Below are 16,105 nucleotides of genomic sequence, written 5' to 3' on the forward strand. Positions count from 1 at the left end.
AATTTGCGGCAAAAAAATTAAATACACAGAGCTATGTTTTATATTGTAAGTGAAATGCCTTTCAAGACAAAGCATAACTATGTTTCTATGTGTTAAAAATAAATTAAGCCACGAATTGCACTAATTTCCACAAATTTTTAATTAGATAAAATTCGTGGAATTTGTGGTAAAAAAATTAAACACATAGAAACATAGATTTTTTTTAAAGATTAATAAAAGAATTTAGAAAGAAACTAGTTTCTAACACATAGCCCTCACAGTTTGTCATCCTGACGAAGGAAGGATCTCCGCAAGTAGCTCCGCATAGTGAATCGCTAATCTTTGTAGAGTTTCTTACGGAGATCCTTCCTTCGTCAGGATGACAAGTTTGAGAGTAATATAGTAATAATGAAAACTATGTTTTTATTGTAAGTGAAATGCCTTTCAAGACAAAGCATAACTATGTTTCTATGTGTTAAAAATAAATTAAGCCACGAATTGCACTAATTTCCACAAATTTTTAATTAGATAAAATTCGTGGAATTTGTGGTAAAAAAAATTAAACACATAGAAACATAGATTTTTTTTAAAGATTAATAAAAGAATTTAGAAAGAAACTAGTTTCTAACACATAGCCCACACAGTTTGTCATCCTGACGAAGGAAGGATCTCCGCAAGTAGCTCCGCATAGTGAATCGCTAATCTTTGTAGAGTTTCTTACGGAGATCCTTCCTTCGTCAGGATGACAAGTTTGAGAGTAATATAGTAATAATGAAAACTATGTTTTTATTGTAAGTGAAATGCCTTTCAAGACAAATCGTAACTATGTTTCTATGTGTTTTAAAAAAAATTTAAGCCAAGAATTACACCAATTTCCTCGAATGAAAAATTTTGTGAAAATTCGTGCAATTTGCGGCAAAAAAAATTAAATACACAGAGCTATAGTGAAATGCCTTTCTAAGTAAAGGAAAGCTATGTTTCTATGTGTTTAAAAATTAAAAAAAATATAATAACAGATTAAAATAAGTAATAAAATGTATTCAGGATCAGGATTTAGCAACTGGGAAATTGGAGATGTCGATGTATTTATAGATGAAAAAGGAATTCATCATTTGTTTCACTTAATTATTCCTAACCACGATTATATTGCCCATGCGATATCTAAAGATGGCCTTTCTTGGAAACGTGTCAAGAACGCTTTGTTTGTTGGCGATCCCGGAGAATGGGACGACGATATGCTCTGGACAATGCACATCAGTAAAAGATCGGAAGGAGACGGTTATGAAATGTATTATACCGGTTTAAAACGTCAGGACAAAGGAATTGAGCAAAAAGTAGGAAGAGCCATTTCGACCGATTTATTAACCTGGAAAAAAGAGAATTTATATGGACTTCCGTTTCAAAGTGAAGCACCGCATTATGAAAGCAAAAACAATAATCCGAGAGAATGGATAAGTTTTCGAGATCCTTTTAAATATCAATATAAAGGAGACGATTATTTATTAATCTGTGCCAGAAGTGCTTCAGGACCAACTTACAGACGTGGCTGTATCGGAATTGCTAAAAGAGAAGCAGAAGGTTATGTTTTACAGAAACCGCTTCATATTCCGTATGTGTATGATGATGTCGAATGTCCCTGTGTTTTTGAGATTAAAGGAAATCATTATCTACTAGGTTCCATTCGGGAAGATATAAAAGTCCGCTATTGGTCTTCGGCTGAATTTAGAGGAGAATATTCGGCTTTTCATAATAATGTGCTGATGCCTCAGGGAAATTATGCGGCAAGAGTCGTAAAAGACGGAAAACATTTTCTGGTTTATAATTTCTATTTCGCAGATGGAAATGTGAATACGCACCGCGTTATTCCGCCTCCAAAGGAATTGGATGTGGATAAAAGCGGTCGTCTTTTGCTAAAGACTTATTATTATTGGGAAAAACTCTATAAGAAAACCATTCTTCAAAAAGACCTGCCACAGCCAATGCCGATTCTGGGAAATCCTACTGCTGAGTTTGTTCAGGAAAATGAAAATAAATGGCGATTTGGATGCCGAAGTGGTTATGAGATTTACGGCTTCGAAAAGCCTTCCAACGATTTTGTCTGGGAAGGTACTTTTTCTGTTGAAGGAATGGGAAAAACGGGATTTGTAATTGAATGTGATAAAGAAGGAACGGGTTATTATATTTCAATCGACTTTATGAATGGTTTCGTTCAGTTCAGAGCTTGGGGATTTAATGAAAAAGATGTAAAGAATAATTTTATCTTTGAAAATATTCAGACCAATCAGTTTGAAATTAGCGAAGAAAAACAGATTTCTTTTAAGATCATCCGTTATGGAAATTACTACGAACTTTCGATCAATGAAATTGTAAAACTGACCTTGCTAGATTTTAAATACAACGAGGGAAAAGTTGGTATTTATGTTTGTTCGGCGGTTATTTCTATCAGCGATTCTAAAATTCATGTTATTCCGGAACCAGAAAATGAATATGCAGCATCCGATCCTGAAAAATATGATAATGAGTTGCAACCGAATTCTTTAATTTGAAATCTATACAATTAATTTTTAAACACATAGCCCCGATAGCTATCGGGGATTCTCTTTGAGCGGAAAAAGACATTTCACTTTTAATAAAAACACATAGCATTAAGTTTTTAAAAGCCACGAATTTCTTGGATTTCCACAAATTTTTAATTCTCGAAAATCTGTGATTTTTTTTGGTAAAAAACAATAAACACATAGTGCTATGTGTTAGAAACTAGTTTCTTTTTGTACTCTTCATTGACAATAAAATTCTATGTTTCTATGTGTTTTACATTTATTGCCAGCAGTACATCAAAGAAATTAATTACTATTTAATTTAAATAATTATGAAAATTCAAATCCATAAAATCTTTATTGCTTTAGCATTTTTGCTGATTTTTAATTTAGCTAATGCACAGCAAAATGATAAAGAAAAATGCCGTTATATTAAAATCCCAAATGGTTATTTGATGGTGCTTCGCGAAGGCGATAATGTTTTGGCTTTGATTGAAAATCTGGCGAAAGAACAAAATATCCCGTCCGCTAATTTTACCGGAATTGGTTTTGCACAGGATGCAACTTTCGGATTTTATGATTTCAGCCAGAAAAAATTTCATCCTAAAACTTTCAATAAAGTCGAAATGGGAAGTATAACTGGTTCTATCGCCTGGAGCGGAGAAAAACCATCGATTCACATGCACGGCGTAGCAACCGATGATAAATTCGATGCTTATGGTGGTCATATTTTAGCGTTAAAAGTTGGAACGGGTTCTATGGAAATTTATATTACTGTAAACAGTGAAAAATTAGAAAGAAAGATTGAACAGCCGTTGAATGCTAATGTTTTACAATTGCCTTGTTTGAAGTAAGCTTTGAATATAATTTTTAAACCAAAAGCCCCGATAGCTATCGGGGATAGATTTTGCTTTGTCTTGAAAGGCATCTCACTTACAATAAAAAACATAGCTTTCATTATTACTATCTTACTCTCAAACTTGTCATCCTGACGAAGGAAGGATCTCCGTTAGAAACTCTACAAAGATTGGTGATTCACTATGCGGAGCTACTTGCGGAGATCCTTCCTTCGTCAGGATGACAAACTGTGTGAGCTATGTGTTAGAAACTGGTTTCTTTCTAAAGTCTTTTATTAAGTTTTTAAAAAGAAAAAATCTATGTTTCTATGTGTTAAAAAAAACTAATTCTCAAGTTAATACAGTTGTTTTTATTTTGAAAGATAAAACTTATATTGCCTTCTTCAACTGATAGTAAACAACATGCCACAAAGTCCTTCCCCTGAAGATGTAAAGAACATTTTTGAAACCTATTTTACCGCAGATATGACTATCTGGAAAGGATTCTCGGAGAAAATTAAAGTACGGGAATTTGAAAAATCAGAAATCATAAAAGATTACAATGCTATAGAAAGATATCTAAACATTGTTATAAAAGGATCAGCAGGATTATTTGTTTGGGATGGGAAAAGAGATATCTGCATCAATCTTCTTTATGAAAAAAGTTTCATTAGTGATTATATGTCTTTCTTAAATCAACAGCCCACAGTTATCAAAACGGAAGCATTGGAAGAACTGATTTTATGGTCAATTTCTCATTCCGATTTAAACGAATTATACCAAAAATCTGAAACGGGTTTACGAATTGGCAAAGCGATTTCTGAAATGCTTTATGTACGCAAACAGCAGGAACAAATTAATCTCTTAACGCTTTCTCCTCAGGAACGTTATTTAAAACTTATAGAAGGTCGCCCGGAAATATTCCAGAGAACGCCCTTAAAAATCATAGCTTCTTATCTCGGATTAACAGCAGAAAGTTTAAGCCGAATTCGAAAAAGAGTTATGGAAAAATGATTTCTTACCCAAAGTCAATTTTATTCTCATTTGAGCTCGCTAAGTTTGCTTTACTAAATCAAACGAAATAACTTATGAAAACTAAAATCAACTTTGGCGCTATAATAGTTTATTATGTAATTGCAGTAATCTGCAGATATGTTGCGGTTAAAACCAATTTATTATCAGGAATTGAAAATCCGTATTTAGCTATTCTTCTTCGTGGTGTCGGCCCAGCTTTGGGTGCTTTGGCTGCGATAAAAATATTTTCTCTGCAAAATCCAATGTCTTTAAAAGGAATTTACAAAAATGCCATCGTTCCGTTTGCTGTTTATTGGTTGTTACCGGCTGTTTTAATTGCTGGAACTTATTATTTTGTTATGGGTAAATTCCCAATTTTATTAATGTTTACGGTTTTAGTGTACGGACTTTTAGAAGAAATTGGCTGGCGAGGTTTTTTACAGGAACAATTAAAATCGCTTCCTAAATTTACTTCGATCTTAATTATTGCGGTTCTTTGGTTTGCGTGGCATTTAAACTTTGAAACCACTTCAAGCAATATGATTTTCTTAGGAATCATCTTCTTTGGCAGCTGGGGAATCGGAAAAGTATATTCTTCTACAGGATCTTTATTGGCAGTTGCCGGAGTGCATTCTCTAAACAATTTTTTCCGCAATGGCTTGCATGATACGGAATTAACGCTGATCGTGACTTTATTGATTATCTGGGTTGGCTTTATTATAATTTATAACAGAAAAAATAAAAAAGCACTAAATCCAATTGCTGAGTAGTTCCAAAAAATTAAATACATAGAAACATAGATTTTCTTAACGCTAAGAAAAGTCGTTTCACTTTTAATAAAACACATAGTAATACGTTATGTTATGCATTATGAGCTTTTTTTGTCATCCTGACGAAGGAAGGATCGCACTAGAAGCTCAGTAATCTACGTCGCCAATCTTTGTCGAGTTACGTTTGTGATCCTTCCTTCGTCAGGATGACAAACTGTGCGGACTATATGTGAGAAACCAGTTTCTTTTTCTATTCTTTTTCAAACTAAAAAAAAATCTATGTTTCTATGTGTTTAAATTAAACGGTTTTTTAATTCAATTGCTCTGAACTTTCTATTCTTAAACAATGTTCAGCTCCAAGATAAAGCGGATTTCCATGTTTTTCAGACCAGAATCCGTCGAGTACATCTTTGGTAATACATCGATAAACCGCGACACCTTTATAGGTTTCTTTATCATCTCCTTTGTAGCTGAAATTAATAACCAGAATATTGTCTTTAAAGAAACCGTGTCCTTTCTGAACTTGCGAATTATTGATGAGCCAATGCGCCACAATTCGGTTATTTTTATCCAGATTTAAAGTCAAAACACCTTTGTAAGTTATTTCGTTACTTTCGTCCTGATTGCTTCCTGAAATGGAATATTTACCAACTAAATCTTGTATCGTCATTTACTTTTTTCTAATCTTAAAATGAGGTTTTATGGGCTCAAAGGTACAAATTGAAAAAAGAATGTTTCTTTTGATTTTATTTCCCTAATTCTAAAACACTCTTCAACTCAAATTCAAAATTGTGCATTTGGAAACCATCAATCAATACATTTCCTTTTTTATCAATAACAAAATATTTCGGAATTGCTTCAAATTTAAAAAGTTGTCGAAGATAATTATAGTCATCTACTGATAATCTAAAGCTGTTTTTTAGTTCCTGATCCTTTATAAATTTAGAATAACCAGATAAAGGCGATTCTGTTTCTTCTGTTATAAACAGAAACTCAAAGTCTTTATTTCCTTCGTATTTTCTGCGTATCTCCTTCATATTTTTAATGTTTCCAACGCATGGCGCGCAACTGGTAGACCAAAAATCAACAAACAAAATTTTTCCTTTAAAGGGATTTATAATTTTATTAAAAATATCAGTCGCTTTTCCCGGAGGTAAAACATAAGCTTTGGAACTTTCAGACGGAAAAACCTGGTTCAGAAGAACGTTTCCTTCTTCAATTACAAAAGGAGTTGTTATTTCTTTTTTCTGATTTTCCCAATATGTCATGGCCTTTTTTCTGTCTGCTCTACTGGTATCAAATTTAAGTTTCCTCACTTTTGTAATATCATAAACTAAATTATGCTGTAATCCCAATACATTTGTTACTACAGAATCTCTTAGTCTGCTATATTCTTTTGCTATATTTAAAGAATTGGCATTCACTAATGGCATAACGTACTTTTCATTGTATAATTCGACTTCTTTCCTGTATTTTTCTCTAAATTGCTTTACTTTATTCTCTCTATTTTCGACAACTGTTTTAGATGCATTTGATGAATTGTAAATGGCATTTAGTAACTCTCTATCTTCCTTTGATATTTTGACTGCCTGCTCATCTAAATAAGCTAAGATATTTTTTTCTGGCGTGACTCTGAATATTTCCCGACTTGGCTCAACACTAAAAGGCTGGCTGAATTCAAAAAGATTCTCAAATGTTCCAAATAGAGAAGATACCAAAAGACTTTGATCATTTAAAGGGAATTCTTTCAGGAAATTATAGAAACTATTATCAAGTGTATTAACTGCTTTTTTGTCCGGGTGTGCCAGAGATCTGAATTTTATTTGCGGAAACTCAAACAAATTAATAGCCGTTTTTAAATAAATATCATTTTTTATAATAACAGCCGCTTTACTGCTGAATTGATGACTTTTGATATAATTATCAAGGCTTTCTAAATTTTCTTTTTGCTCTGCAAATTGATTACTTTTGAAATCCTCGGCAGGAAGAGAATTTATCTTTCGTTCTGTATCTTCAAAATCTATTATATTGTAATCAAAATTTAGCAAATCGTTGTTTATCTGCTCCAGTGTTCCTTTGTAAAACACTTTCTTAAATTTGGAATTATCAGAAACAGGCAGTAAATCCTTTATATCAACTATACATGCAACAACCTGTCCGGGTTCAATATACAAAGGAATCGAGACATCTTTAATTATGGCATTCAAATATATAGGGTATGATAATGGAAGATCAGCTTCAAAACGTCCATCAGGATGAATTTGTATCACCGCAGGTAAATCCTCTGAAGTAATCTCATTAATCCAATAGACAATTCCGGTAGTAAACCCTAAGTTTTTATTGTAACCGTTAATATATCCGATAAGTCGTCCATTAGTTTTATTGTAAAAATCCGAAGAATTAAAATCTGCAATGGGTTGCTTTTTTATTTTTAAGAACTCACTATTCATCCATTCCTCAATTTCTTTTGGAACTTCTACAGCAACTGCTGTTTTCTCTTTTGAAACATCCGCAATCTTATTGTTTTTTTTATTTGCTGTTTGTCCATTCACTTCAGGAATAAACAATGACAATGTCATAAACACTAGTAACAGTCTTACTTTTTTAATTTTCATATTTTTTACTCACTTTTAAGTTTATTAGTAAGTAAAAAAAATCGGACATATCCCCTAGTGAAGAAAGTCATTTTTTAAAATATTTTTCCAATTCCACTAAAATTATGATTGAACTAAAATAAAAACAGACTGTCTTTTGACAGCCTGTTTTTTCCAAAAACTAATTCTAAAATTAGTTAAAAATAATTGTGTGATCTTTTTCTACTCTCAACAGAGAATTAGATTTTTTTGCTGTAAAATTCTTTGCTTCGGAACGACTTACATTTCCTTTATACTGCATTACAAAATTGACATCATTCTCACTCGAAGTAAGTACTCCGTCTTTATAATAACTCGCCGTGCCTTTTCCCGTAAAACTGACTTTATAATTTTCCCCATTTTCCGAAACTTTAAATGTGCCGCTGGTTGGTTTTATACTGACACCATTAGTTACCGACATACCGCCTTTTTCTGCATTAATGTTTTTCCCTAATAATGATTGTCCCCATTTTGTAAAAGTATAAGCCGTTGCTTCAGAATATCCGCCAAAACTGTAATCGCCCTTTGCTAAATTATTTTTTAATGAAGAAAACAATTCGAAGTACACTACTGCTCCATCTTCTTTATCCGAAATGGATTTTGATCGTAACGAAAAATCGATATTATAAGCATTTCCCCTTACACCATAATTTTCAAGGTATCCCTGTGATAATTCTACCGTCTGGCTTCCAATTTTCAGATAACCCTTGTTTGCATTAGCATCCTGATCACTTTCATTATCACTTGAACAAGATGATAATAAAGTAATGAAAACCAGCATTATTATTTTAAAACTATTATTCATATCTATAATGATTTATTTTTTATACTGATGAATTTCGTGTTGCAAATCAGGGATGAAAATTGAAAACTTTCATCCCATGATTCTATAAACTTATTTAACTATAATTCTAGCCGTTTCTCCTGTTTTTAAACTTTTGATAAAGTAACTTCCAGAAGCTAAATCAGAGATTGAGATGTCAGTCTCTAAACCAATCACATCTACTTGTTTAACTAAAAGTCCATTCATACTGAAAATAGCCAAACGATCCAATTCTGTGCTTGATCTTAAAGTAATCTTGCCACTAGCAACCGTTGGGAAAACTAAAAACTCTCCCAGCTTTTTCCAGCGTCCGTAAACCGTTGCATTTTCCTTTTGAGTAGTACCAAAACCTGTTACTTCTTTTCCGTATAAAGCATCAGCATACCAGCCTAAGAATCGGTAACCTGTAGCTTGTGCTTCTTCTAAAACAAAAGTGGTTCCGGTCTGTACACTTGTTTTATTTGGATTAACGGCTCCAGATGGCAGATTCAAATAAGAAATACTGTAGAAAGTCGGTGGAATTACCTCATCTTTTTTGTTATTCCCATCAACACCCCAGAAAGCATAAAACGTTTGATTTCCTGTTGCTGTAGCTCCAATTTCTTTAATCGAATTCGGTGTTGTTGCAGAAGCCGACCATCCGAAGAAAGTATAATCCTTTAAAGTTGGAACAGGTAAAGTCAGTGCAGTACCTTCTGTATATTCAACAGGAGTTAATCCAATTATAGCTTTGCCATCAATTGAATTCATGTAGCTAATTCCCGATTTTACAACAGGTTTGGGATCTGGTTTATTGTTTCCTCCTTCTCCCCAAAACGCATAAAACGTTTGATTTCCTGTCGCTGTTGCCGGAATGGTTTTGAGTAATCCTGGTGTAGTTACAGAAGCCGACCAGCCAAAGAAAGTGTACCCTTCCAATTTTGGTATTGGCAAATTGGTTACCGCTCCTTCCATAAATTCAGATGGAGATAATGTAATGGCTTTTCCGTCTATCGAATTCACATAATTAATTATTGAAAACTTAGCATCTGCTTTTAGCCATCTTGGATCTCCAAGAACTCCGCCTTCCAATGAAGCTTTTGCTAAAGGAGAATTTTTAGAGAAGCTAAAATCTCCCGAAACAGGATTTGGAAATGAAAGTGATAATAATCCTAAACTATTAATTGTTTTAACATTAGTTTCAGTAACCGTAACTGTTCCTTTAACAATTTGTGAAGTTACTCCAACCAAAAGATTATTATCCAAAACTGCTTTTCCTGCACCAATTGCGTGATTAGAATTGAACATAAAAATCGGTTTTGGATTTTCACGTTCGTCCTGCATGATATTGTTTTTAAAGGTATAAGTCGAAGTGTTGCTGTACTGATTATTGATAAACACAAAACCATCCTGGCTTCCCGAATTATGAATGGTATTATTTTCAATCGCAACATTTAAGCTTTCATTGACCGCATCTTTTTTCTGAAGCATTATAAAACTATTTCCTTTTTTGTAATTAAAAACCGTTGAATTTTTAACCGAAATCGTATTTACAATATGTGAATCGGGTTGAATAAAACTCGCGCTTTCTGAAGCCGTTCCATCAATAATACAATTCTCTAAAACTATCTTAGAAATTGGATGATCGCTCGCACCTTCCGTTACGAATAAGCTTTGTTTAATTCCTTTAATAGAAGCATTTTTTATTTCAAAAGCCGATACTCCAGAACCATTTTTAAACTGAAATACATTAGAGTAGGTATTCGTTAAATCAAAATCAACTCCTGAAAAACTGAAACTTCCTGAAAAAATTTCTGCTTGATCAGATAAAAATGAACCTGCAAACACTGGCTTTGAATTTTCGTCAGGAACGAAAGTGTATTTATGATTTTTAACCGTAAGTGCTGTACTTGTGGTATAAGTACCACTTGCCATTATAAACTTTGAACCATCTTCTGCGGCGTTGTATTTCTCTACAAAATTCTGCGGATTTACATACACATCTAAACTTCCATTTTGTACCGCTGTGATATGATTGACCAAACTATTGATATAAACTTCAATATTGGTATAAATTCCGTCAACTGTTTTTAGATTTCCGTCGGCCGCGCTGGCAGGATTTAAACCTTTTTCAGTTTCCCATTTATCTGGCATTCCATCTCCATCTGTATCTAATGGAGCTTCGCCAGTAGGAAGAACTGGCCATCCTCCAGTTGCCGATGGTGTATCAATATAACCGTTTGTACTTCCGTTGCCTCCGTTCATAATACTTGCTGTTCCAGAACGTGTATCATCTACCGCTCTTTTGTCAACAGCATCTCTAAAAAGATTGGCTCCAGCATTCTCCAAAACCAATTGATACGCTTTTGTAGCACTATGCGTTGTTATTTCGCCTGGTGCGTGAGGTGTACTCATTTTTATTGAAGCTTTATCAGCATCGCTTACTGGAAGCTGACTGCCGTGAAACTGACTGTAAACTCCATATGTCCAGTTATCCTGAGTAGCTCTTTCAGAACCTACCACGTAATTTCCATCCACAAAATATTTACCCCAGATGCCGTATAATGGCGAAGTCGTATCTAAACTTCTTCCTGTAGATAAAATTCGTTCTTTGGTAGAATTGGAAGTTCCAGGTCCAGGTTTCCAGTAATTGTTTACCAGATTCACGTTCATAGCATCTCCGCCATAACAGCTGTTTCCTCCCCAGTTATAGATTACGTTATTACGAATATCAACTAAATCGGTTTTAGCAAAAATATCATTGGCATATTCTCCTAATCTTGGATTACGGCTATCATGATGCGCTAACAAATTGTGATGGAAAGAAGCATTTTTACCTCCCCAAACACCTCCGTAACCGTGAGCTCCTTTTGCATGAACAGAATTTCGAAGACTTTCAGAAATAATACACCACTGAAGCGTAAAATTTTCATTTTGATAAAAAGATACACATTCGTCTGTAGACCAGCTCATCGAACAGTGATCGACAATAATGTTCTTTTGAAAACGTCCGCCTAAAGCATCATTTTCTACATCATGGGTATCTCCCATTCTAAAACGTAAATAACGCAGGATAATATTATTTCCTCTTACCTTAACGTTGTAATCTTTTAAAGTAATACCTCCGCCCGGTGCTGTTTGTCCGGCAATAGTAATATTATCGGTGATGTTTAATTCGCTTTTCAGTTCGATATTTCCAGAGACTTTGAAAACCACAATTCTCGGCCCAGCCTGATTAATGGCTTCACGAAGCGAACCTGCTCCGGAATCGTTCAGATTCGTTACATAAATTACTTTTCCACCGCGACCTCCAGTTACGTATTTACCATAACCTTCTGCTCCCGGAAATGCAGGAATAGTTTCACTTCCTCCGCCTGTCGCTTCTTTCTTAACTTCGATTTTTCCTTCTCCTGTAAAAAATTCCGGATTCGTTGTTTTGTCGTAAGTTCCTTCTTTAAATTCTACTCCGTTAACAGTTAATTTTTGTACATTTAAAACAGTATTTAAAGATGCTTTTCCGTTTTCTGTAATAATCAGATTTAAATTGGAACCAGCCGCTCGTTCATGGCTGAAAACAATATAATTGTCCTGACCAACTTTTATCGTTCCCGAACCAAAAGCATTTGCCGAAGCTCCTTCAATTACAGTTGGATAATTTAGGGCTGGGAATTTGGTGCTTTTTTGCGTCACGTCCCAAGTTCCGATAAACTCGCTGTTATCTCCTTTCAACAATAAAGTTCCTGTATTCGCATTCACTCCCTGACCTGTATTTAAAGGAGAAACAATTCCATTTCCTGAAACTGGTCCGCTTAAAGTCAATATGGTTTGATTAGCAATGCCTGAGATCATTTCGAATTTTACATTACCGGAAACAATCATTGGTGCTTCTAAAGTCATTCCTGCACCGCTTGTATTATAATAAACTCTTGTACCGTCTTTGAAAGTTAGATTTCCTGTCGATTTATGAGCGCCTCTTAATCGAAGTGTCCCTGCACCTGAAAAAGTCATATCGGCTGGAAAAACGGTTGCAGTTGTTTCTATTTCTTTAGTACAAGAAACAGTTTTACCTGCAGCAGGCATTTCGGCAGGACTAAAGTTGGCTGCATTATCCCAGTTTTTATTTACAGCTGCTGTAAAATCATAATCGAAACTGCCTGGAGGAATCACTTCGTCTGGTTTATTATTCCCCGCTGTTCCCCAGTAAGCATATACCGTTTGATTTCCTGTCGCTGTCGCTGCAATTTCTTTAAGTGTGTTTGGAACTGTAGCAGAAGCTGACCATCCGTAGAAAGTGTAACCATTTAAAGTCGGTACAGGTAAAGTTAAGGCTGTTCCCTCTGTATATTCGACAGGAGTTAGTCCGGCTATAGCTTTTCCATCAATCGAATTTAAATAAGAAATAGGAGATTTTACTACTCCACCGTTAATTGTCATGCTGATGCTACTGATTTCGCTCAATCCTCCATATTCATTTGCTGCCTGAATGGTGTAAGTATAAGTTCCCGCTTTTGTGTCCGTATCTGCATAAAGGGCATCTGTTGTAATAGCTAAGATTTTACCCTCTTTACTGATTACATAACACATCGCATATTTATTTTCATCCCATTTTAAAGTATTCTTGTCAGATACTAAAAGATTAGAAGGTTTTGTAACTTGTTCCACTATCGTGCGCGGATCCCATTTATCAGTTCCGCTTAATACATTTTCTATAGTATATTCGTCAGCCTGAGCTTTTGTCAAAACTGGATTGTAATTTCCTGTTTTTGAAACGCCATCAACAGTAAAGGTATTGGTTCTGTTATCGGTGTTAACAGCAATTCCGTTTCCGTTTACGCTGTTGTATTCTGCGAAAAGTGCCGGATACGTTCCCATATTTGCCCAACCTAATACATTTGGTTCGTTGATCATTTTAGTATTTAGGTAAACCGCTCTAGGTGCATTCTGCCACGGACGGCCTAAATAATAACTTGTAGCTGCAGTGATTGTATTGTTATTAAAAATATAACCGTATTGCGTTGCAGCGTCATGATTTGGTGCTACGATATAACCAGAAGCCACTGAAACCAGTTTACATTCTTCAAACCAATGTGTTCCGCCTCCGCAGATAAAATCCACATCACCTTCAATGGTTGATTTATAATAGAAACTTCTTTTTCCGCCTGTAACTTGCGTGTCTTGTTTACTTCTTAAACGAACTCCGTTATACACATTTCGATCTCCTGCCGGATTAAGAGCTGGTCTTTGGCCTGATGTTGTAATTCCGTCTTTATGCTCGATTGTTACATTTTCCATGTATAAATCATTGGCTTCAATAGAAAGAACCGCATTTTTGATTCCCCAGCCCGGATTTCCCTGCAGAATTACTTTATCTTTTGATTGTGCCACTAAGGAAACGTTATTTTTTCCTGTTGGAAGTTTCAATACAATATCCTGCGGATTTGTTCCGTCTCCACCTAAATTATAAGTTCCGTTTGTAATCAGAACTAGAAATCTTGAAGCAGAATTATTTGGTGCCAGATTAAATGCCTCTGCTATAGTTTTGACATATTTTTTTGAAGCAATTTGTTCATCCGTAGCATTGGCATCAACAATTAAATCAAAATTACGTTTAACAGGAACCGGTTTTTCCATTGTTTTAAAGGAAAGAGTCAATGCAGGCCCGTTGTTTCCTGAAAGATCTTTTACAAATCCTGCCGGAATGGTAAACGTATATTGTTTATTATATTCTAATCCGAAATAGCTAAACTTTACCGTTTTATTGATAAACTCCGCATTTAGATTTTTTCCGTTTAAAACGGCTTGTCCTGTACCAAATTGAACTTGTTCATTATAATTCAAAATGATGTTTCCATTTGCCCCAACTGAACTTGCTAATTCTGCAGGCAATGAAGATTCTAAAACAGGTGCATTCGTATCAACCACCAAAACCTCATCGGCTTTAATCATCAAGTTGGAAATAATCGTTGCAGTTACATCAACAGCAGATCCATGTTTTGGTCCGTTACTATTTGGAAACCATCTTAAATAGATCTTTTCTTTTCCTTCTGCTTCAGCTGGAAGAGTTCCTCCGATAGATGTAATTGTATTAGTATTTATGGTTGTTAAAGCTGAAACATTCACAAAGTTTACGCCGTCTAATGAATATTGAAAAGTCCATTCGTCAGCACCATAATAATACCCCAGTAATCCCGATGCCACATTTATGTTTTTATAACCCACTGTAGAAAGTGTAGTCATAAAATAATAGAAATTCCCTCTTTCGGTATTCCAGACACAAAAACCGTTTTTCCCGCCTCGGTTCTGAAGTCTTACGTTTGGAGCCAATACATTATCGGCAACATTATACGCCATTAACTGCGGGCGGTTTTCTATTTTAGAATATAATTCCGCTACACGTGGATTCGCATACTGATCGGTTTTGAAAGTCCATCCCGCAATAAAAGTCTGATTCGCATAAGTTCCTGTAACCGTTTGGTTCTGATTCATAACTACAGAAGTATTTAACGACGTAGAACCATCAGACCAATTGCTGAATTTCACAATGTCATTTTCTACAGCTGTAACCGTAACATTCGTGCCTTTTTCATAAACAGAAAATGCACCGTCTTTTCCCGCAGGAGAAATGGTATAATCTCCCAAGCCAAATGCTCCATTCACATTTACGGTCAATGAATACGTTTCTAATGTTTCATATTGTGCAATTAAAGTGGCATCTGCCTCAATAGTATAAGTTAATGGGTTTGCAGTCGAAACCACAACTCCTTTATCATCTACCCATTGTTTGAAGTTATAACCAAAATTTTTGTTTGCTGTTAGCTTAATTTCAGTTCCTTTTACGAAAGTAGTTCCGGCAGGATTCAGCGTAATCGTTCCTGCTGATGACGGACTAACACTAGTGGTCAGTTTATGCGTTACAGCATTTGGATTATCTGTTACTTTTTCGAAATAATCAAGGTTGAATAAATATCCGGTATTGGTTGGATGTTTAAAAAGAAATACCAAATCATAAGTTCCTGTTGTGGGCTGAATTGCCACAGAAAACTTCTTATAATCTGTAAAACTTGTACTTCCTGAAACAGTTGCCGTTCCAATTAAAGTTCCTGTATCTGAACCTAATCTCAATTCGATAGTTCCACCTGTTGCTCCCGCGGCGGCGATATCAAAACGGGTTAAAAATTCAGTAAAATTGACCGCATTAAATTTAATCCAGGTATTGTTTTTAATGTAACCTACGTTTCCGCCTCCCGAAAGAGAAGCATTGGTTTCGGCTCGTGCTCCGGAAGCCTGATTGAATTTTTCGGCTTCAATTCTCTCAATGGTCTGAGAGTACCCCATTACTGTAAACAGTATGAGGAATAGATGAATAAATTGTTTTTTCATTTGGTTTAAAAGTTGGTTTTAGTTAGTAAATAGTTGTCAAAAGGACTTTTATCTTCACATCCTCTTGACGGTTTTATAAAATTTTAAATTATTAATTGTAGCTATAGTTTTTTCTACCATTAAGGCATTAAGAGAATTAAGCTAGCTTTGTATT

At 34.8% G+C, this 16,105-nt stretch carries 8 protein-coding genes; 4 read left to right on the forward strand and 4 right to left on the reverse strand.

Annotated features, from left to right (window positions below; translation table 11 throughout):
• The first annotated feature begins 1,013 nt into the window (after positions 1-1,013).
• The 4 genes from HYN56_RS19045 (at position 1,014) to HYN56_RS19060 (ending at position 5,136) form a co-directional block, all read left to right on the forward strand.
• The gene (locus tag HYN56_RS19045; RefSeq protein WP_109193626.1) at positions 1,014-2,525 is read left to right on the forward strand and encodes a glycoside hydrolase family protein; all 1,512 of its coding nucleotides are present in this window, start codon (positions 1,014-1,016) and stop codon (positions 2,523-2,525) included.
• A gap of 323 nt (positions 2,526-2,848) precedes the next feature.
• The gene (locus HYN56_RS19050; RefSeq protein WP_109193627.1) at positions 2,849-3,370 is read left to right on the forward strand and encodes a PPC domain-containing DNA-binding protein; all 522 of its coding nucleotides are present in this window, start codon (positions 2,849-2,851) and stop codon (positions 3,368-3,370) included.
• 405 nt (positions 3,371-3,775) lie between these two features.
• Positions 3,776-4,366: a Crp/Fnr family transcriptional regulator gene (locus HYN56_RS19055; protein ID WP_109193628.1), complete on the forward strand. Its 591-nt coding sequence runs from the start codon at positions 3,776-3,778 to the stop codon at positions 4,364-4,366.
• 74 nt (positions 4,367-4,440) lie between these two features.
• Positions 4,441-5,136, forward strand: coding sequence for a CPBP family intramembrane glutamic endopeptidase (locus HYN56_RS19060; protein ID WP_109193629.1), 696 nt, complete (start codon positions 4,441-4,443; stop codon positions 5,134-5,136).
• A 310-nt stretch (positions 5,137-5,446) separates the two neighbouring features.
• Here the strand turns inward: HYN56_RS19060 and HYN56_RS19065 are convergent, their stop codons facing one another.
• The 4 genes from HYN56_RS19065 to HYN56_RS19080 all read right to left on the reverse strand — a co-directional run bounded on the left by HYN56_RS19065 (position 5,447) and on the right by HYN56_RS19080 (position 15,951).
• Positions 5,447-5,806, reverse strand: a complete 360-nt coding sequence (locus HYN56_RS19065; protein WP_109193630.1) for a hypothetical protein — start codon at positions 5,804-5,806, stop codon at positions 5,447-5,449.
• 76 nt (positions 5,807-5,882) lie between these two features.
• Positions 5,883-7,751: a TlpA family protein disulfide reductase gene (locus tag HYN56_RS19070; protein WP_109193631.1), complete on the reverse strand. Its 1,869-nt coding sequence runs from the start codon at positions 7,749-7,751 to the stop codon at positions 5,883-5,885.
• A gap of 172 nt (positions 7,752-7,923) precedes the next feature.
• Positions 7,924-8,574 carry a hypothetical protein gene (locus tag HYN56_RS19075; RefSeq protein WP_146194610.1) on the reverse strand — a complete coding sequence of 217 codons (651 nt, stop codon included), beginning with the start codon at positions 8,572-8,574 and terminating at the stop codon, positions 7,924-7,926.
• Positions 8,575-8,664: 90 nt separating this feature from the next.
• Positions 8,665-15,951, reverse strand: a complete 7,287-nt coding sequence (locus tag HYN56_RS19080) for a pectinesterase family protein (protein WP_109193633.1) — start codon at positions 15,949-15,951, stop codon at positions 8,665-8,667.
• Positions 15,952-16,105 lie beyond the last annotated feature (154 nt).

It is taken from the genome of Flavobacterium crocinum, from assembly GCF_003122385.1.
In the GTDB taxonomy this organism is placed as follows: Bacteria; Bacteroidota; Bacteroidia; order Flavobacteriales; family Flavobacteriaceae; genus Flavobacterium; species Flavobacterium crocinum.

What these genes read in the sequence shown, in the direction of transcription:
- HYN56_RS19045 (WP_109193626.1), top strand. Translation starts at nt 1,014, where the DNA reads ATGTATTCAGGATCAGGATTTAGCAACTGGGAAATTGGAGATGTCGAT.
- HYN56_RS19050 (WP_109193627.1), top strand. Translation starts at nt 2,849, where the DNA reads ATGAAAATTCAAATCCATAAAATCTTTATTGCTTTAGCATTTTTGCTG.
- HYN56_RS19055 (WP_109193628.1), top strand. Translation starts at nt 3,776, where the DNA reads ATGCCACAAAGTCCTTCCCCTGAAGATGTAAAGAACATTTTTGAAACC.
- HYN56_RS19060 (WP_109193629.1), top strand. Translation starts at nt 4,441, where the DNA reads ATGAAAACTAAAATCAACTTTGGCGCTATAATAGTTTATTATGTAATT.
- HYN56_RS19065 (WP_109193630.1), bottom strand. Translation starts at nt 5,806, where the DNA reads ATGACGATACAAGATTTAGTTGGTAAATATTCCATTTCAGGAAGCAAT.
- HYN56_RS19070 (WP_109193631.1), bottom strand. Translation starts at nt 7,751, where the DNA reads ATGAAAATTAAAAAAGTAAGACTGTTACTAGTGTTTATGACATTGTCA.
- HYN56_RS19075 (WP_146194610.1), bottom strand. Translation starts at nt 8,574, where the DNA reads ATGAATAATAGTTTTAAAATAATAATGCTGGTTTTCATTACTTTATTA.
- HYN56_RS19080 (WP_109193633.1), bottom strand. Translation starts at nt 15,951, where the DNA reads ATGAAAAAACAATTTATTCATCTATTCCTCATACTGTTTACAGTAATG.